This is a genomic window from Thorsellia kenyensis (assembly GCF_042432445.1).
Classification (GTDB): Bacteria; Pseudomonadota; Gammaproteobacteria; order Enterobacterales; family Thorselliaceae; genus Thorsellia; species Thorsellia kenyensis.
The window spans coordinates 88,326-107,743 of record NZ_JBHLXE010000108.1 but is presented as its reverse complement, the minus strand read 5'-3'; the positions used below and the strand labels follow the sequence as shown (position 1 = coordinate 107,743).

Here is a 19,418-nt window from a genome sequence, read left to right as displayed (position 1 = left end):
GTTTCTAACAAATAAATGAAAATGCATAAAATGAAAAATACAAAGTTTATAATGGTTTCGAAATAAACAGAACTTTTTTTCATTGTATTAGAAAAATATTTGTTAATATTACTTCATTTGACCAGAGCAGGCTAATCTATGGTAAAATTAACCATTAACATCATTTTGTCCATCATTAACCGTCTTAAAGAGAAGGAAATACAATGAGCCAAGACCTATCATTACTCATTGCGAATGAAATAAACGCAACCTCTGCTCAAGTCACAGCTGCAATTAATTTATTAGATGAAGGCAACACAGTCCCCTTTATTGCTCGTTACCGCAAAGAAGTCACAGGAGGACTTGATGATTCTCAGCTTAGATTACTAGAAACACGTCTGATCTATTTAAGAGAAGTCATTGATAGAAAAAGGGTTATACTAAAATCTATAGAAGAACAAGGTAAGTTGACCCCTGAGCTTGAAACTAAAATTAATGGTACCTTAAATAAAACAGAACTAGAAGATCTTTATTTACCCTATAAACCTAAAAGAAGAACACGAGGGCAAATTGCTATCGAAGCGGGGTTATTGCCACTTGCAGAAAAACTGTGGACAAATTCATCTTTTATTCCAGAAAATCTGGCTGAAGAATTTATTGATGTGGATAAAGGCATTACTTCAGTGAAAGAAGCGCTAGATGGCGCTCGCTACATTTTAATGGAACAGTTCTCTGAGGATGCAGACTTATTAGCCAAAATAAGAGACTATTTATGGAATAATGCGCATATCTGTGCCACAGTTATTGAGGGTAAAGAAGCGGAAGGCGCTAAATTCTCAGACTATTTTTCCCATAATGAGCTTTTATCTAAAGTCCCTTCACACAGAGCACTAGCCATGTTTCGTGGCAGAAATGAAAGTATACTCTCACTTTCACTAAATCCTGATCCCTCAGTGGAGGCATCAATAAAAAATAGTATGGGTGAAGAACTAATTGCTTCTCATCTAGGATTTAAAAATACAGGCAATCCAGCCGATGTTTGGAAACAAAGTGTCATTAATTGGACTTGGAAAATAAAAGTATTGCTGCATCTTGAAACAGAACTAATGGCTAAAGTGAAAGATACCGCTGAAACAGAAGCAATCAATGTATTTGCCCGTAACTTGAAAGATTTATTGATGGCTGCACCTGCCGGAATGAAACCAACCATGGGCTTAGATCCTGGTTTTAGAACAGGTGTAAAAGTTGCTGTTATTGATGCGACTGGTAAGCTCGTTGCAACAGAAACAATTTATCCTCATAGTGGCCAGGAAACTAAAGCGTCGCAAATTATTGCTGCCCTTTGCTTAAAACATCATGTGGAAATTGTCGCAATAGGTAATGGTACAGCGTCAAGAGAAACTGAACGTTTTTTCTTAAACGTGCAAAAAGAGTTTCCTCAAATTACAGCACAAAAAGTGATTGTAAGTGAGGCTGGTGCCTCTGTCTATTCAGCTTCACAACTGGCTGCTTTAGAATTTCCTGATTTGGATGTCTCATTACGTGGTGCAGTTTCTATTGCTAGAAGGCTTCAAGATCCTTTAGCAGAATTAGTTAAAATAGACCCAAAATCTATAGGAGTTGGCCAATACCAACATGATGTCAGCCAAACTGCATTAGCCACAAAATTAGATAATGTCGTTGAAGATTGTGTAAATACTGTCGGAGTAGATCTTAACACTGCATCAGTGCCTCTCCTCACTCGAGTAGCGGGATTAAATAAACAAATTGCTGAAAACATTGTAAAGTGGCGTGATGATAAAGGGCGATTTACCGACCGCAAAGAGCTACTCGACGTCGCAAGATTAGGACCTAAAGCGTTTGAACAATGCGCTGGTTTTTTAAAGATTTCTAAAGGAAGAAACCCCCTAGATGCTTCTTCAGTGCATCCTGAAGCTTATCCAGTAGTTGAACGGATTTTAAAAAAACTCAATCTGCCCATTGAAGAGGTGATTGGTAACAGCCAACTTTTGTCTAGTTTGAATCCAAGAGACTTTATAGATGACAAATTTGGATTACCCACCGTCCAAGATATTTTAAAGGAATTAGAAAAACCAGGACGTGATCCTAGACCTGAATTCAAAACTGCAACCTTCAGTGACGGAATAGATTCTATTGATGATCTTAGCCTTGGTATAATATTGGAAGGCACAGTAACTAATGTAACTAACTTTGGAGCTTTTGTAGATATTGGCGTTCATCAGGATGGATTAGTGCATATTTCATTACTTTCAGATTCATTTGTGGATGATCCATACAGTGTCGTTAAAGCAGGGGATGTAGTTAAGGTTAAAGTCATGGAAGTCGATAAGAACCGCCAAAGAATTGCCCTAAGCATGAGATTAGATGTCGAACCTGAAGAGGTTTTAAAAGTGGGGAAAGCGCCAACAGCTACAAATACAATGCAACGTAAGACTAACCATTCACCAAAATCAAGCAAACAAAACGTTTCAACTGCTAATAGTGCTTTTGGTGATGCGATGTTAGCCGCATTAAAAAAGAAATCTTAGTAAATTTTTAAAGACTTTTTTTATCTTTAATTTATAATTGCTTTTTTAATATGTTTTTAACTTATCGGCTACTGTTTTTTGCTTATCCATCAAAAGACAGTTTTAACTAATTATAGGAGTTTTATATGGCTATCGAACGTACTTTTTCTATTATTAAACCTAATGCAGTAGCTAAAAATGCTATTGGCGCAATCTATGCTCGTTTTGAAGCTGCAGGCTTTAAAATTATTGCTGCTAAAATGATGCATTTAACTAAAGAGCAAGCTGAAGGATTTTATGCTGAGCATAAAGAGCGTCCTTTTTTTGGCGAGCTAGTCAATTTTATGACTTCTGGTCCTATAATGGTACAAGTACTAGAAGGTGAAAATGCTGTAACTCGTCATCGTGACCTAATGGGTGCAACTAATCCTGATAATGCCTTAGCTGGAACACTTCGTGCAGACTATGCTGATAGCTTTACAGCAAATGCAGTACATGGTTCAGATGCTGTAGAGTCAGCTCAGCGTGAAATCGCTTATTTCTTTACTGATAACGAAATTTGTCCTCGTTCTTAATTTTTTTGCTGCTTAACGTTTTTTCTTAAGCAGCACCAATGAAACACCGAAAATGATCATGCCATCTGAAAATATTGTACCTGTTATAGAAGATAAAAATGAAAAAATTAATCTTCTTGATTTAACCTTTCCTCAAATGAAAGAATTTTTTGTGTCGCTAGGAGAAAAACCATTTCGTGCGACTCAAGTGATGCGTTGGATTTATCATTACTGTTATGATGATTTCGATTTAATGACAGATATCACCAAATCACTTAGAGAAAAACTGAAACAAATCGCAGAAATTAAAGCACCTACGGTTGCAAAAGAACAACGTGCAAAAGATGGCACGATTAAGTGGGCTTTTCAAGTAGGTGGGCAGCAAGTAGAAACGGTTTATATTCCTGATCATGATAGAGCAACTCTTTGTGTCTCTTCACAGGTTGGTTGTGCTTTAGAATGTACCTTCTGCTCCACTGCGCAGCAAGGGTTTAACCGTAATTTACGTGTTTGGGAAATTATTGGCCAAGTATGGAGAGCTTCTCAAATTTTAGGCGCTACTCGGTTATCTGAATCTAGACCAATTACTAATGTTGTAATGATGGGAATGGGTGAACCTCTATTAAATCTTGCTCACGTTGTTCCTGCAATGGAACTTATGCTAGATGATCTTGGCTTTGGTTTATCTAAACGGCGTGTAACTTTATCTACTTCGGGTGTAGTGCCTGCTTTAGATAAATTAGGAGACATGATAGATGTGGCCTTAGCAATATCTCTACATGCCCCGAACGACGCTCTAAGAGATGAACTGGTTCCAATCAATAAAAAATATAATATTGAGACATTTCTGGCATCAGTCAGACGTTATCTCGCTAAATCAAATGCAAATCATGGTAGAGTAACAGTAGAGTATGTCATGCTCAATGGTGTCAATGATAGCATTGAACAAGCCCATGAATTAGCAGATTGCTTAAAAGATACCCCAGCTAAAATAAATCTCATTCCGTGGAACCCTTTCCCTGGAGCTCCCTATGGAAGAAGTTCAAACACTCGCATAGATAAATTTGCCAAAGTATTAATGGAGCGAGGATTTATCACGATTGTAAGAAGAACGCGAGGAGATGATATCGATGCAGCTTGTGGACAATTAGCCGGAGATGTAATTGACAGAACTAAGAGAACCTTACGTAAAAAGCAAGAAAACGAGAGCCTTATCTTTAATAAAGCAAATAATTAAAAATAATAAAAATCTTAGCTTATTCGCATACTAGCTAAGATGAAATTATATATTGATTAACCCACTAAAAATAAGCACAAAGAATTAAATCGTTATTTGAATAATGAATTCACTCTGATTCTATTTTTTCAATATATCTAACAAATCGTTTTTAACATTTGCAAGATGCTCAACATATTTATCCTTTTCTTCGGCTTCTTCAATTAGTTGAATAATAGTCTCAGATAAAGTTTTATGCCGTTTTTGTGATAAACTTGATAATCGATGCCACACAGAATATTCAAGATCAATTGATTTTTTTCGATTAAACTTATTCTCAGCATTAAAATAGCGCTTTCTCCTAGCACGAATAGCTTGATTAAGTTTCACCACAAGATCTGGATTTAGATTTTCATCAAGCCATTTAGCAATTTCTTCAGGCTTATTTTCAATTAAAAAGAGTTTATTTACTGCCTCTTGCTGTTCGCTTAAGACTTGGTATTTAGAGATTGGAATACCCTCATGATTTTTATTAACAAGATATTGCCATTTCCAGCCAGACTCTAAGTTTTCAAGTTTTTTATATTTCATAGCATATCATCTCGCGACTAATTTTCTAAAGCAAATGTGGGTAATTGAAGTCGCCAACGAATAGCAGTCAACCTAATACTCAGCGTTGCAAGAATACCCAATAGGGTTGCCATTGGCATACTTAATTCAAAATATAAATAACTTAGGGCATGAATAGCACCACCAATAATACAAGCTGTCGCATAAACTTCTTTGCGCAGAATCATAGGGATTTCTCGGGCAAGAGTATCACGTATCATTCCCCCACCCACTCCGGTCAGAACACCCATGCAAACTGCAACAAGTGCATTAACTTCTTGAGTAAGAGCTTTATTCACACCAATACCTACGAAAACAGCAAGACCTATCGCATCAAGGACCGGCAAAATCCATTTAGGCAATGTATTCGGCCTTCTAACCAGAACAATGGTTGCAAAACAAGTAACAATCGCGATGATTAAATCAGTAGAATCAACAATCCAAAAAACGGGAACATCTAATAATAAGTCTCTAATCGTACCACCACCTATCGCGGTGACAGTCCCTAGGACAAGTACACCGAAAGGATCCATTTTTAGTCTACCAGCAAGCAAAACTCCTGAAATAGCAAATACAGCGGTGCCTAAAATATCAAGCCAATACAATAAATGCATAGAAACCTCATAGATTTAAAACTCAATAACATAACTCAATGATGCATTTTAAGTGTTAAACTAATGGCTGTTTCTTATAATCACTACTTGTCTCATCTGGGGTGAAATTTTGATTTATATCAAAAAAAGGCATTTCTTCTTCATTCAATTGTGGCAACTCCTGAGTCCCTATTTTGGAAGCATCTGCACTGTGAATGCTGTCATGCATTTGATTGGCTGATAATGTTTGCTCTTGAGGTTGTTCATCAGAAACTGTGACATCATCTATTTTCCCTAAAAGTTGCTGCAATCTTTGATGCCACAAGGCTTGTTCTGCACGAATTTTTATTACTTCAGCTTCTAATTCTTCTGTTTGGGCTATCTTATTTTGTAGGTATGTATTTTTATCGGTAAGCTCATCAATCTCCATCTGCATAAGACTCATGTTTTCTAAAAGTTGTGAGATACGCGTTTCTAATTGTTCTAAAATATTCATAACACTCTTTGCCTCAATAATTGATATATCTTAATTAATGTAATAATAACTCAGTCACTGAAAAATTTTCTGCTAAAACGTATCAAAATGCATATTATAAAGGGGTATATTTTTTCAAGATGATCTTAAGAATGAATATTGTAACAGATTAAATTTTCAATATCTTTTAGCAAATCAAAAAATATGAACCTCATTATGATGCTATCAAGATAAGATGATAGATATTATATGCTTTTAGTGTCATAATTTAACTAAATATTTTTTAGCATAAATTTATTGCTAATTTAAATAAACTAATCAGTGATTCATAATTCTACTGCTATAAAAAACTATGTACAATAAAGTTCGCCTTAAATTCATTTACTGAAACAGACTGAATAACAATAAGCATGCATACTTTATAACGGCATGCAGTAGATTAGATTCATAGCTATCCAGATATTCACAATATAAATAAGCATATAAATAATGAAAAATATCATATTGATTGGCCCTATGGCCGCAGGCAAAACAACTATTGGTAAGCATCTAGCCCAAATGTTAGATAGGCCCTTTTATGATTCTGATGATGAAATAGAATCAAAAGCTGGTATTAATATCAGCTGGATTTTCGATGTGGAAGGGGAAGCTGGATTTAGATTGCGTGAAGAAAAAATGATCGCTCAATTATGCGAAAAACACCCCATCATTCTTTCTACCGGTGGTGGTGCTATTAAATCTGGAAAAAATAGACTGCTTATTCAGGAAAATGGCATCGTTGTTTATCTGGCAACGAGTGTTGAAAAACAATTACAAAGAACTAAAAATGACACAAAAAGGCCTCTATTACAAAATGCTGCATCTAAAAAGGAACTTTTAGAATCGTTAGCTTTAGAGCGCAATCCACTTTATGAATCAACCGCACATATCATAATTCAAACAGATAATCATAAACCGAAAAATGTTGCTCTTCTCATCATAGAGGCAATTGAAGAAAAATTTAAAGTTGACCCTGTAAGGGTTTAATGAGGATAAATTTCATGGCAAACACTACTGAACCATCTCTAATTGTAAGCTTGGATGAAAGAAGTTACCCTATTTATATTCAGCCAGGTCTTTTTAAAAATAAAGCCTTTTTTTCTCTTTGGCGCTCTAAAAAAAATATAATGATAGTCACGAATGAAACAATTTCGCCTCTGTACCTCGAGGGAATCAAAGCTCAATTATCATCGAATGAAAATAGAGTCTTACACACAATATTACCAGACGGAGAAGAGTATAAATCCCTTGATATTTTAAATACGGTATTTACCGAATTGTTAGAACACTCATTTGGTCGAGATTCCTTATTAATTGCACTAGGTGGAGGGGTTATTGGTGATTTAGTCGGTTTTGCAAGCGCCTGTTATCAAAGGGGAATCCCTTTTGTTCAAATACCTACAACACTCCTATCACAAGTTGACTCATCTGTAGGTGGAAAAACAGCCGTTAATCATCCATTAGGAAAAAATATGATTGGGGCTTTTTACCAACCAAAATCCGTTATTATTGATACTGATTGTTTAAAGACACTTCCACCAAGGGAATTCAGTGCTGGATTAGCAGAAGTGATAAAATATGGGATAATCTTCGACTTACCCTTCTTTGAATGGTTAGAAGAAAATATTGAACATATTATGGATCTTGATGAGAATGCCCTCGTCTATACAATTAAACGTTGTTGCGAATTAAAAGCCGATGTCGTTATGAGAGATGAGACTGAGCAAGGAGATAGGGCTTTATTAAATTTGGGGCATACCTATGGTCATGCAATAGAGGCACATTTAGGTTACGGTAAATGGCTTCATGGAGAAGCGGTATCCGTTGGAATGCTAATGGCTTGTGAAACGTCTTTGAAATTAGGATTAATGCACAGCGAATCTTTGATTAGAGTGAAAAATTTATTGAAAAAAGCTAACCTTCCAATCCTTGCGCCTAGCGAAATGACCGCGAATGATTATATTCCCCATATGCTAAGAGATAAAAAAGTACTTGAAGGTAAATTACGACTTGTTTTGCCCATAGAAATTGGCCAAAGTGTTGTCAAAAATAATGTAGATCAACAAATTATCTTACACGCCATTGAGCGTTGCTCAAAGTAATTGTTATCAAAGTATATTTTAATTTTTAAACCGTCAACATTTGCTATCACCATAGAAATATAGGGGTATTATTGAAGAATTTTTATGTCACATACGTTATAATAAGTGATTATGGTACAAAATCTAAATAGAGGTTAGATATGGAACAGATGGAATTCGAACAAAAAATTAGAATAAACAGATTAGGAAATAAGAAAAAAAAGAGCCATGTTAAATTGTATGTGTATTTAATTGCGTTGTTTTTATTATTGACAGTGATCTCAGTGGGTACCTGGTTTTTGATGCAAGACTCTAAGCCAATGAATGAAGTACAAGAAATGCCACTTGAATTATCTCTTGATATACCCGAAGTTGTTACGTCTGATGATAACCAAATTGCAAATAATCAGTCGAACGATAATCTGACGAGTGAAAAAATCATTAATCAAACTATACAGTCCAATTTACCTCTTATTTATGCAAATAACGAACCCCCTTTAATTGATGGTGTAGATCCTAATAATCCACAAGTCTCACCAAAAGGCGTGGAGAATAATGTCAAGAAGCAGCCAAATGAAGCATCTAGTCTTGTTACTCAAGGAGTAAAAACAACGCTACCTACAGTAGCTACTCAAACAACTTCCGATAGGAATAAACAAACACCTTCGACGCCTGAAACAAATATCACAAGACAAGTCATAACACCCAATACTAAAACCACTGTCATACAAACAACTCCTGCGGTGGAATTAAATACCCAAGCAGTACAAATTTCGCCAAACGTAAATTCAACCACAGTGATTAAACAGTCTTCGTCGGCCCAAGGTAAGTCGACCAATCCATCTCAAGTTCAATCAAATAATACGAGATCAACGCCTATTTTACAACCTGAAACGGCTATAGTTAAACAGGAAAATAATACCGTCATCGCACAACAACTACAACAGCAGTTAAATCAACAGGCGGAAATCCCACAAAATAAACCGGCAGTTGAACCTGTGCCTAACATAAGTCAAAAAAACCAACAATTGCCTGCTCAAAAGACAACACCTAAATTACAAACTAATCATTCAACACCCCAAATAGATTCTTCTAAAGCACAAAAACCTGCTGCTAAATCTACGCAAAAACAAACTAAAAAAACAGAGCAGATGTATAGCAAGCCTGTAAAAATAAATAATGGACGGGGGGGAAATTATACAATTCAAGTGGCTTCAGCTGCCTCTCCTGAAGGCTTGAGAAAACTGGCTGTATCTCAAAATCTTATCACGGCTCGAGTCATTGAAACAACAAATAATGGTTCACGTTGGTATGTATTAGTAACAGGGCATTACGCCTCAGCCCAGGAAGCAAAAAATGCTATACAAACTTTACCGAGCAAAATACAAGCAAATCATCCATGGGTAAGAAAGTCCCCTTAAGAGAGAAAATGTTGAGAGCAAAAGTCAATGATAAGCAGAGGCCTTTTTTAAAATGGGCAGGTGGCAAATATAAAGTGTTAGATTTTTTAACGCCTCATTTTCCCTCTTCTGATGTTTTTGTAGAGCCTTTTATTGGCGCGGGAAGTGTTTTCCTTAATACCCACTATGAGCACTATATACTCAATGACATTAATTCAGACTTAATTAACCTTTATAAGATTATACAAAATGAAGCAAAAGCATATATTAAAGATGCTGAGGCTTTATTTAGGCCAGCCAATAATAATCCCGATACTTTTTACGAATTTAGAGAAAAATTCAATCTCAGTAAAGACACTTATGAGCGAGCTGTGATTTTTCTCTATTTAAATAAATTTGGTTTTAATGGCCTATGTCGTTATAACAAAAAAGGCATCTTTAATGTCCCTTTTGGAAGTTATAAGAAGGTCACTTTTAACAAAGAAAAAATATTATATTTTTCTAAAAAAGCCCAAAATGCCACTTTTTACAATTATCCTTTTGAACAGATATTTGACTTAGCCCCAAATAATTCTATTATTTACTGTGATCCTCCTTATGCACCTCTGACAGAGGGATTAAGTTTTACAAGCTATCACACCGATGATTTTAGTATTGAGAGTCAAAGAAAATTGATTGAATTAGCAAAAAAAAATAGCTTACAAAAAAAATCTACTGTGCTAATTTCAAATCATGACACTCCACAAACAAGAGAGTGGTATGATGATGCTACACTTTACAGTCATAAGGTCAGGCGCTTAATCAATAGCCAAGGGAAAAGGCCTGAAGTCAAAGAAATTTTAGCTATCTATTATCCCAATTAACCATAAGGAGTGATTATGCATCTACCCATTATTGCCCCCTCAATTTTAGCCGCTAATTTTGCAAAGCTCGGTGAAGAAACAAGAACTGTACTTGACGCAGGCGCTGAATGGATACACTTTGATGTAATGGACAATCATTATGTCCCTAACCTAAGTTTTGGCCCTATGATTTGTGAAGCATTAAGAAAAGACGGTATCACTGCACCTATTGACGTACATTTAATGGTATCTCCTGTTGAAAATATGATTCAAGACTTTGCCAAGGCAGGGGCTTCTTTAATCACGATTCATCCAGAAGCAACAATTCATTTAGATAGAAACTTGCAGATGATTAAAGATTTAGGCTGCCAAGCGGGAATTGCTTTGAATCCTGCAACCTCAATTGACTGTTTAGATTATATTATGGACAAGCTTGATTTGATACTAGTGATGTCTGTTAACCCAGGTTTTGGTGGTCAAAAATTTCTCCCGTCAGCACTAAAAAAAATCACTGATATAAGAAGAAAAATTAACGAAAATAATCTCAACATTCGTTTATCTGTCGATGGAGGAGTCACCGAATATAACATCCAATCAATTTTTAAAGCAGGAGCAGATACTTTTGTTGCGGGTTCAGCCATTTTTGGTAAACCTGATTACGCGACTATCATTAAAACCATGAAAGATGCCTGTAGATAATTCTCCGTGAGGCAAAGGATCTATTGTTGATGAATACTCAACCTCTAAAATACTTATCTTCAAAAATCCAAGCGATTGGATTTGATCTTGATGGAACAATTGTAGACAGCTTACCCGGTATCCATCAAGCCCTTAATTTAGCCTTAATCGCTTCTGAACTCTCCCCTGTTGATGAGTATCAAACCAAAGGCTTTATAGGTAACGGCATTGATATTCTACTTAGAAAAACTATCGAAACAATTAAAGGTTCTGATGCATATTACTCTTTTGATTTTTCCTCGTTGCGAAAAAGATTTGATGCTTTCTATTCAGAATTAATGACGGATGGCACTCAACTTTATCCTAATGTATTTTCAACATTACATGCTTTAAAACAAAAACAGATCCCTTTAGTACTCATCACCAATAAACCTTCGCAATTTTTGCCAGAACTTTTAAATGGATTAGGACTCAGTAAAATGTTTTGTTTAGTATTAGGCGCTGATGATGTTAAAGAGAAAAAACCTCATCCGGCCCCTATTTTTCAAACATTAGGTTCGCTCGGTATATTAACCAACGAATTTTTATTTGTTGGTGATTCAAAAAATGATATTGAATGCGCTAAAAACGCGGGTGTTTTATCTGTTGGATTAACCTATGGATACAATTACCACCAACCGATTGCTGATGCTAAGCCCGATTTTGTCTTTGATGATTTTGCACAATTACTGAATTTATTTCACTAATTCTATAAAAAGTGATCTCTCACTTTTATACTCATAAATATTTAGAGGAAAACACTATGACCACAACATCCCTTTTTGACAATGTTGAAAATTATGCAGGTGATCCCATTCTTTCATTAATGGAAACATTCAAACAAGATCCAAGAACGGACAAAGTGAATTTGAGTATCGGTCTTTACTATAATGATGATGCAATTGTTCCCGAATTAGAGGTCGTAAAAGCAGTCAAAAAACGCTTAGGTCAATCACTTAGCAATGAAGCCTCTTTGTATTTACCAATGGAAGGTAACCCTAATTACCGTAATGCAGTAATGAATTTACTTTTTGGACAAAACTCTTGCGCAGTTATCGATGAGCGTATTGCAACCATTCAAACTGTCGGTGGATCAGGAGCACTTAAAATAGGAGCTGACTTCTTAGCCAGTTATTTCCCTAATTCTGAAGTATGGGTCAGTAACCCAACTTGGGAAAACCATATTGCTATCTTTGCTGGAGCTGGATTCAAAACTCATACTTATCCTTATTTTGATGAAAAAACAGGCGGCGTTGATTTCGATGGTATGCTAAGTACTTTAACCTCATTAAAAAAACAAAGTATTGTTTTACTTCATCCATGCTGTCATAACCCTACGGGTGCGGATTTAAATAAGTCACAGTGGGATCAACTCATAGCTGTCTTAAAAGACAAAGAGCTTATCCCCTTTTTAGATATCGCTTATCAGGGATTTGCAGAGGACATTGAACAAGATGCTTATGCAATACGCGCAATAACTGAGGCAAATATAAACTGTTTTGTGAGCAACTCTTTTTCAAAAATTTTTTCCTTGTATGCAGAGCGCGTAGGGGGGCTGTCAGTAGTATGTGAAAATAAAGCGACAGCTTCTAGAGTTTTAGGCCAGTTAAAAGCAACGGTAAGACGTAATTACTCTAGTCCGCCTAATTTTGGGGGAGCTATAGTTAGTGAAGTTTTGAATACACCGGATTTAAATAAATCATGGATCGATGAAGTGAATCAAATGAGGGCTCGTATCATCAATATGCGTCAAGCCTTGTTCAACGCGCTTAGTGAAACATTACCCAATAAAAATTTTTCTTATTTACTTAAACAACGGGGCATGTTTAGTTATACAGGCCTAACTAAAGAAAAAGTCAAAGAATTGAGAGATACCCATGGTATTTATTTAATTGATAGTGGTCGTATTTGCCTTGCGGGCTTAAATAGTCAAAATGTACAAAAAGTCGCACATGCGATTGCAGAAATAGAGCGTAATTAATTTTCTTATAAATAAAGACAATGGATAAAAAATGCAATATAAGAAGAAATTATCAATAGGGCAGCGTAGACGGGTTGCAGATAATCAGAAAAAACGCTTGAGCCAATCTCAAACGGAACAAATAGTGGATGAGTCTTTATTTGGTCCAAGTGGGGAGGGGATCATTATCAGCCGATTTGGCAAACAGGCTGATGTTGAAGATAATTTAGGTCAAATCCATAGATGTCATATGAGAAGAACGCTGGCTGCAATTGTCACTGGAGATAAAGTTCTTTTTAGGCCTTATCATCAAGGCCCTTCATTAGGCACAGGCATCATAGAGGCTTTACATCCAAGAAAAACGTTATTATCAAGACCTGATATTTATGATGGACTAAAACCGGTAGCAGCCAATATTGATCAAGTCATTATTGTCTGTTCTCCCTTACCCGCTTTATCGCTTAATGTTATTGACCGTTATCTGATTAGCTGTCATACCATGGGATTAAAGCCAATTATTCTACTTAATAAAATTGATTTATTAAATGAAACTGAGCTTTCTGAGTTTAAAGAATTGTTAGCAATCTATGAAAATATTGATTATAGGGTGGTATATGCATCGAGTATTACAGATATTGGACTTAACGCGATTAAGACCTTATTAGCCAATAAAATCAGTATTTTTGCAGGTCAATCAGGTGTAGGAAAATCTAGTCTATTAAATGCTATATTGCCTAATAAGGACACTCCAATTCTTGTTAATGATGTATCACAAACGTCAGGATTAGGGCAGCATACAACAACCAGTTCAAGACTCTATCATCTTCCTTCAGGTGGCAGTGTTATTGATTCTCCTGGTATCAGAGAATTTGGTTTATGGCATCTTTCTCGAGAACAAATCACTCAAGGATATATAGAATTTCATGCCTATCTTGGAGGATGTAAGTTTAGAGATTGTAAGCATCTTGATGATCCTGGTTGCCTAATAAAAGAAGCTGTAACAATGCAAAAAATAAGCGAACTTCGCTTTGAGAACTATCACCGTATTCTAGAGAGCGCACAAGAAGCTCAAAATAGGAGACATATGCAGCAAGATAATCATGAGATAAAATAGCAATGATGGTATCTATAGGATTCAATCAATAGCTAAAACTGATGACCCTAGAGAATTAACCATTTAATAGTCACTAATAACCTCTGGTGGAAAACCTAAAATGAACATGAAATATTTAGCTATAATTTTTTTCATTAGTGTTTCTAAACTGAGTTTTGCGGCAAATGAAAGCAGCATATCATTTAGTAATGCTCTCTCCTCGACAGTAAATGTTTCATTATCAGAGCCAAACGCACAACAATTGGGTAGCATTAAAGAGTGCAAAGATGTTTTTAATAAAATTGAGTCAATGAATAGCGAGTTTGCTCAAGATACTCAAGAGACGCTTATCATGAAAAATATTGATGATAAAATGTTAAACTTAAAAAACCTGCTTGAATTGTTACCAGATGAGAATAAAAAAGAGACCTGTGCGAATATTCTTGTGCAAATAGAATCATTACTTCCAGGTATACTTGAACTCAAAAAAGCAGCAAAAAATCAATAATTATCATTTTTTGATTTAGAAAAAATTTTAGGTTCTTGGCGTCTCCATAATCTTTCTAAATTTTCATGGTGTCTCCAGATGATTAAACAAGAGAGCATTGCAACTGCAAACGTATATTCAGGGCGAAACCACCAAATATAAATTGGGGCAGCTACAGCAGCGACAATAGACGCTAAAGAAGAATATCCACTAAGAATGAGTACTATTAGCCATGTGGCGATCATCAAACCACTCAAATCAAAGCCAATAGGTGCGACAGCGCCAAGTGCAGTTGCCACACACTTTCCTCCTTTAAAATTAAAAAAAACAGGATAAGCATGGCCTATACAAGAGGCTAATGCAGTAAGACTGACGTAAAATAAGGGTAATCCTAGACGGTATGCTATCCAAACTGGTAGCATACCTTTTAAAACATCAAATATAAAAACACATAATGCAATTTTGGTATGCCCATTTCTAAAAGTATTTACCGCGCCTGGATTTTTAGAACCTAATGTACGAGGATCGGGTAAGTGGTATAAACGGTGTAATAAAATAGCACTGGAAATGGAACCTAAGAGGTAGGCTAAAATAGGAAATAAAAACAGCAAATAGTTAGGCATCAATTCATTCCACTAGCATTTTATACAAGTAACATATTACATTAATCGGCATAAACTAAATTAACACGAGAAGTTAATTGAGTCATCAACTCATAGGGTGAAAGATTATTAAGATGTGCAATGCGTTCAATAGGCAAATCTTGCCCCCATAAAACGACTTTATCACCCACTTTATCTAAAGCATCTGGGCCTAAGTCAATTGTTATCATATCCATAGAAACTCTACCAACTAAAGGTACTTCTCTTCCATTAATCAGTACAGGGGTACCATTTTTAATCGAACGAGAATAGCCATCTCCATAACCTATTGCAACAACACCTATTACGGTATCTCGCGGACTTACCCACGTTGCGTTATATCCTACACTTTCACCTTGAGAGTGGCGGCGAATAGCAATAAGCCGACTTTCTAATTGCATGACAGGAGATAAGCCAAAATCACTGGCGGGTTTTTGAAGAACAGGAGATATACCATATAAAATAATCCCAGCCCTGTTAAGATGCCTATGTGACTGTGGCCAAAATAGAATACCACCGGAAGCAGCTAATGAAGTTTGCCCCACGACTTTATGTTGGATAAACCCATCAAATCTATCAATTTGATCGTTTGTGAAGGGATTATTTAACTCATCAGAGCAAGCAAAATGGGTCATTACATTGATAGGTTTTTCTATCCATGAGATATTGCATATCCGCTCAAATATAGCGTCTGCTTCATCCAAACGAATTCCTAATCTATGCATACCGGTATCTAATTTAAGCCAAATTTTAATTGAAGTAGCAGAATTAAATTTTTCTAGCATCATCACTTGTTCATGGCAGTGAATCACTGTTTCAAGATTATATTTTAGGAGTGAAGGAACACATTCTTCACTGACAAAGCCTTCGAGTAATAAAATTTTAGCCTCCACCCCGGCTTCTCTCAATGCAATCGCTTCGTCAATGCGAGCAACACCAAGATAATCGGCATGCGTCAGCGTCGAAGCCACTTCAAGCGCTCCATGTCCATAGCCATTAGCTTTAACCACTGCCATCAAATGGCTTTTAGGTGACATTGATTTTATAGTTTTGTAATTATGAGTTAATGCCGAACGATAAATAACGGCTGTAGCGGCTTTCATGGCGATTCCTTAAAATACTGATGATGCTAATTAATGGGTTATATTACCATGACTTGACGGGCTTTAAAATTAATTTAGTCGTTTGATCGCTTAGTACCCTAGAGATCAATAAATTGATACTATTATTCTCGAAAGTGACAAGATAATAGATGATCATTGACTAAGCCTGTTGCTTGCATAAACGCATAACAGATTGTGGGACCTACAAAGCGAAATCCTCTTTTCTTTAGCGCCTTAGAGAGCTGGATAGATTCTTCTGTACTCGCAGGAATTTCTTCTATGCTATTGAAATGATTGATTTTAGACTTACCATTCACAAAAGACCAAATAAATTCGACAAAATTCTCACCCTCTGCCTCCATTTTAAGCAAAGCTTGCGCATTAGAAACAATTGAAGAGAGTTTCCCTAGATGCCTAATTAACCCAGGATCATTTTTTAATTCATTCATCATTTCGTCATCAATTCCTGAGACTTTTTCAGGTACAAAATGATGAAAACTGGTATAATAGTGCGCACGCTTTTTTAACACAGTGTACCAAGAAAGACCTGCCTGCTGACCTTCTAAACAAAGCATGGCAAAAAGCGTATTCCTATCCAAACATGGTTTCCCCCATTCTTGGTCATGATAGGTTATGTAGAGTGCATCAGTGTTATTAACCCAATCACATCTAGTGAGAGTTAAATCAGGGGAGGGTATGCTTTGAGACAGGTTTTTTATTGGATTACCCATATTGATTCCTTTTTAAATTATTATTGGGCCACTTAACTTATTAGGTGTTTGTGATAATATAGTACCTGTAATCGGCGATTTATTCACGGTATAAGTGATAGATTTTCTATATTTCTAATCAACGTTATTTGATGTTTTTTCATTATTTGAGGTGTATTATTTTAAAACGAATCACGCAATTATATCGCTCATTAGTGAGCAATAAAACTCCAGTCTCCATTGATGCTGAGCAACATACCTCTGATAGTGGAAAGGAACCCTCTTTGCATGCACAGAAAAAAATGGGAGCCGATAATAATCAGCATACAAGAGAAAGAAATTCGCATCCTGATACTGAAAAAACATCTAAACAACGTGGACCTTCTAAGAGCAATAGATCAAATGATCGAACTTTAAAAAAAACCAGCAAAATAAGGCGCGGGGAAAAGGAGCAACGCGTTAGACGAAATGGATTAATTGAAACCATTATCCCACGAAATTTACACAATATCAGTAGAGATAATATCAGCCCTAATGCAGTAAAAGTATTATATCGCTTAAATAAAGCCGGCTTTGAAGCTTATCTAGTTGGTGGAGGAGTACGTGATTTATTATTAGGAAATTTACCTAAAGATTTTGATGTATGTACTAATGCAACGCCTTCTCAAATAAAAAAATTGTTCAGCAATTGTCGTATTATTGGCAGACGATTTCAATTAGCTCACGTGGTATATGGGCGTGAAATTATTGAAGTGGCAACATTTAGAGCGCCTCATGATATTAAAATAGATAGCCCACATGCTATCCAAGCACAAAATGGCATGCTTTTACGAGACAATATCTTTGGTACCATAGAGCAAGATGCAGCCCGCAGAGATTTTACTATTAACTGTCTCTATTACAGTATTGCAGATTTTAGTGTAAGAGATTTTGCTGGCGGCGTTGAAGATTTAAAATTAGGAGTAATCAAATTGATTGGCGATCCTGTGACCCGTTACCGTGAAGATCCAGTCAGAATGTTAAGGGCAGTAAGATTCTCTGCAAAACTCAATATGAAAATAAGTCCTGAAACAGCGGCGCCTATCTTTGAGTTATCGCCATTACTCGAAGCCATTCCTCCAGCGAGAATGTTTGATGAATCACTTAAACTCCTCCAAGGGGGATATGGTGTGGCTTGTTTTCATAAATTAAGAGAGTTTAAGTTATTTGGTGTGCTTTTCCCGTTACTTGATGATTGGCTTGATGATCAGCAAGATACGCCCTTTACTCGGATGATAATACAAGTATTGAGTAACACAGATGAACGAATTGCAAAGGAATTAGGTGTTAATCCTGCCTTTTTATTTGCAGCGTTGCTTTGGTATCCTCTACTAGAAAGGACGAAAACAATAAAACAGGAAAGTGGACTCACCGATAAAGATGCCTTTTTCTTAGCTATGGATGATTTAATTAAAGAGCAGTATCAAACTCTGGCTATTCCTAAGCGCTTAGTTTTAGTCATTAAAGATATTTGGCGCCTACAATCTAAGTTTAGCCGTTATAAAGGAGACAAGGCGATGAGTTTACTCGAAATGAGTAAATTCAGAGCCGGTTTTGATCTTTTAAAATTAAGAGCTGCTGTTGAAAAAAATAAAGAAATACAGACTCTTGCAAATTATTGGGAAGAATTTCAGTTAAATAATCCTATAGATCGCTCTACACATAATACACAAAACAATTATGAGTCAGACTTTAATACGGATCCGAGGGCAACGCAAAGTGCACAATGGCCCGCTGATGATCCCAAGCATACTGCAAAAAAGCCTAGAAGACCTCGTAAAAAGCCAAATAATAATTCAAAGACACCTAATAACTAAGTGAAGATGGATAAAATGAGTAATATGTTTTCCAATAATGCCAATCACGTGCACCGTGCTTATCTAGCACTAGGAAGTAATCTTGGCGATCCTATGCTCTATATCAATAATGCTATAACCTCTATTAAAAAGCTTGAGTTTTCTTCTTTTATAAAAGTCTCTTCATTTTATAGAACAAAGCCACTTGGGGGATTGAGCCAAAATGATTATTTAAATGCTGTCGTAGCAATTGATACTCAATTAACTCCAATTGAATTATTGAATCGTACTCAAGCAATAGAATTACAACAAGGAAGAGTAAGAACAAAGGAAAGATTTGCTTCTCGAACCTTGGATATTGATATATTGCTTTATGGGAATAGTATAATGAATGATGAAAGATTAACTTTACCACATCATGGTCTACTAGAAAGAGAATTTATGCTTTTTCCACTTTTCGATATTGCACCAGGACTTATTTTACCGAATGGAGAACCCTTAGCCGATATCATCCGTAAAACAGATAAAAATGGTATGGTACTTTGGTCTGACTGAT

Annotated in this window: 20 protein-coding genes; 14 read left to right on the top strand and 6 right to left on the bottom strand. The window is 36.0% G+C overall.

All coding sequences use genetic code 11. From position 1 onward, the window contains the following. Positions 1–203: 203 nt before the first annotated feature. From ACFFIT_RS11750 to rlmN, 3 genes are all read left to right on the top strand, one after another. On the top strand, positions 204–2,528 hold the full coding sequence (locus ACFFIT_RS11750; RefSeq protein ID WP_385877869.1) for a Tex family protein: 2,325 nt from the start codon (positions 204–206) through the stop codon (positions 2,526–2,528). A 125-nt stretch (positions 2,529–2,653) separates the two neighbouring features. Further along, a complete protein-coding gene (gene ndk, locus ACFFIT_RS11745; protein ID WP_385877868.1) occupies positions 2,654–3,082 on the top strand; it encodes a nucleoside-diphosphate kinase in 429 nt (142 codons plus the stop codon). Positions 3,083–3,134: 52 nt separating this feature from the next. Next, entirely contained in the window at positions 3,135–4,298 is a 1,164-nt protein-coding gene (gene rlmN, locus ACFFIT_RS11740) for a dual-specificity RNA methyltransferase RlmN (RefSeq protein WP_385877867.1), read from the top strand. A gap of 120 nt (positions 4,299–4,418) precedes the next feature. Here rlmN and matP read toward each other — a convergent pair whose 3' ends face one another. Genes matP through ACFFIT_RS11725 form a run of 3 tightly spaced genes read right to left on the bottom strand, consistent with a single transcriptional unit; the run spans position 4,419 to position 5,975 of the window. Beyond that, positions 4,419–4,868, bottom strand: coding sequence for a macrodomain Ter protein MatP (gene matP / locus ACFFIT_RS11735; RefSeq protein ID WP_385877866.1), 450 nt, complete (start codon positions 4,866–4,868; stop codon positions 4,419–4,421). Positions 4,869–4,885: 17 nt separating this feature from the next. After that, entirely contained in the window at positions 4,886–5,500 is a 615-nt protein-coding gene (locus ACFFIT_RS11730) for a TRIC cation channel family protein (protein ID WP_385877865.1), read from the bottom strand. Between the two features lie 55 nt (positions 5,501–5,555). Then, positions 5,556–5,975, bottom strand: coding sequence for a cell division protein ZapB (locus ACFFIT_RS11725; RefSeq protein WP_385877864.1), 420 nt, complete (start codon positions 5,973–5,975; stop codon positions 5,556–5,558). 468 nt (positions 5,976–6,443) lie between these two features. Here ACFFIT_RS11725 and aroK point away from each other — a divergent pair, with 468 nt between their 5' ends. The 9 genes from aroK (at position 6,444) to ACFFIT_RS11680 (ending at position 14,594) form a co-directional block, all read left to right on the top strand. After that, positions 6,444–6,980: a shikimate kinase AroK gene (gene aroK, locus ACFFIT_RS11720; RefSeq protein WP_385877863.1), complete on the top strand. Its 537-nt coding sequence runs from the start codon at positions 6,444–6,446 to the stop codon at positions 6,978–6,980. Positions 6,981–6,994: 14 nt separating this feature from the next. Beyond that, entirely contained in the window at positions 6,995–8,095 is a 1,101-nt protein-coding gene (gene aroB, locus ACFFIT_RS11715) for a 3-dehydroquinate synthase (RefSeq protein ID WP_385877862.1), read from the top strand. Positions 8,096–8,235: 140 nt separating this feature from the next. Beyond that, a complete protein-coding gene (locus ACFFIT_RS11710) occupies positions 8,236–9,495 on the top strand; it encodes an SPOR domain-containing protein (protein ID WP_385877861.1) in 1,260 nt (419 codons plus the stop codon). Next, positions 9,474–10,337, top strand: a complete 864-nt coding sequence (locus ACFFIT_RS11705; protein WP_385877860.1) for a Dam family site-specific DNA-(adenine-N6)-methyltransferase — start codon at positions 9,474–9,476, stop codon at positions 10,335–10,337. Before ACFFIT_RS11710 ends, ACFFIT_RS11705 begins: the two co-directional genes overlap by 22 nt. A 15-nt stretch (positions 10,338–10,352) precedes the next feature. Next, positions 10,353–11,015, top strand: coding sequence for a ribulose-phosphate 3-epimerase (gene rpe / locus ACFFIT_RS11700; protein ID WP_385877859.1), 663 nt, complete (start codon positions 10,353–10,355; stop codon positions 11,013–11,015). A gap of 29 nt (positions 11,016–11,044) precedes the next feature. Next, positions 11,045–11,740 (top strand): phosphoglycolate phosphatase, encoded by a 696-nt coding sequence (locus tag ACFFIT_RS11695; RefSeq protein ID WP_385877858.1) that lies wholly within the window; start codon positions 11,045–11,047, stop codon positions 11,738–11,740. 56 nt (positions 11,741–11,796) lie between these two features. Further along, positions 11,797–13,014: an amino acid aminotransferase gene (locus tag ACFFIT_RS11690; protein ID WP_385877857.1), complete on the top strand. Its 1,218-nt coding sequence runs from the start codon at positions 11,797–11,799 to the stop codon at positions 13,012–13,014. Between the two features lie 31 nt (positions 13,015–13,045). Beyond that, positions 13,046–14,107: a small ribosomal subunit biogenesis GTPase RsgA gene (gene rsgA, locus ACFFIT_RS11685; RefSeq protein ID WP_385877856.1), complete on the top strand. Its 1,062-nt coding sequence runs from the start codon at positions 13,046–13,048 to the stop codon at positions 14,105–14,107. 100 nt (positions 14,108–14,207) lie between these two features. After that, positions 14,208–14,594 (top strand): hypothetical protein, encoded by a 387-nt coding sequence (locus ACFFIT_RS11680; protein WP_385877855.1) that lies wholly within the window; start codon positions 14,208–14,210, stop codon positions 14,592–14,594. Here ACFFIT_RS11680 and plsY read toward each other — a convergent pair. The 3 genes from plsY to ACFFIT_RS11665 form a co-directional block, all read right to left on the bottom strand. Next, entirely contained in the window at positions 14,588–15,196 is a 609-nt protein-coding gene (plsY, locus tag ACFFIT_RS11675; RefSeq protein ID WP_385877854.1) for a glycerol-3-phosphate 1-O-acyltransferase PlsY, read from the bottom strand. The genes ACFFIT_RS11680 and plsY overlap by 7 nt on opposite strands. A 41-nt stretch (positions 15,197–15,237) precedes the next feature. After that, positions 15,238–16,317 carry an alanine racemase gene (alr, locus tag ACFFIT_RS11670; RefSeq protein WP_385877853.1) on the bottom strand — a complete coding sequence of 360 codons (1,080 nt, stop codon included), beginning with the start codon at positions 16,315–16,317 and terminating at the stop codon, positions 15,238–15,240. Positions 16,318–16,439: 122 nt separating this feature from the next. Next, positions 16,440–17,048 (bottom strand): DNA-3-methyladenine glycosylase I, encoded by a 609-nt coding sequence (locus ACFFIT_RS11665; RefSeq protein ID WP_385877852.1) that lies wholly within the window; start codon positions 17,046–17,048, stop codon positions 16,440–16,442. 194 nt (positions 17,049–17,242) lie between these two features. Here ACFFIT_RS11665 and pcnB point away from each other — a divergent pair, with 194 nt between their 5' ends. After that, on the top strand, positions 17,243–18,883 hold the full coding sequence (gene pcnB / locus ACFFIT_RS11660; protein WP_385877851.1) for a polynucleotide adenylyltransferase PcnB: 1,641 nt from the start codon (positions 17,243–17,245) through the stop codon (positions 18,881–18,883). Positions 18,884–18,898: 15 nt separating this feature from the next. Then, positions 18,899–19,417: a 2-amino-4-hydroxy-6-hydroxymethyldihydropteridine diphosphokinase gene (gene folK / locus ACFFIT_RS11655; protein WP_385877850.1), complete on the top strand. Its 519-nt coding sequence runs from the start codon at positions 18,899–18,901 to the stop codon at positions 19,415–19,417. Position 19,418: the final 1 nt, after the last annotated feature.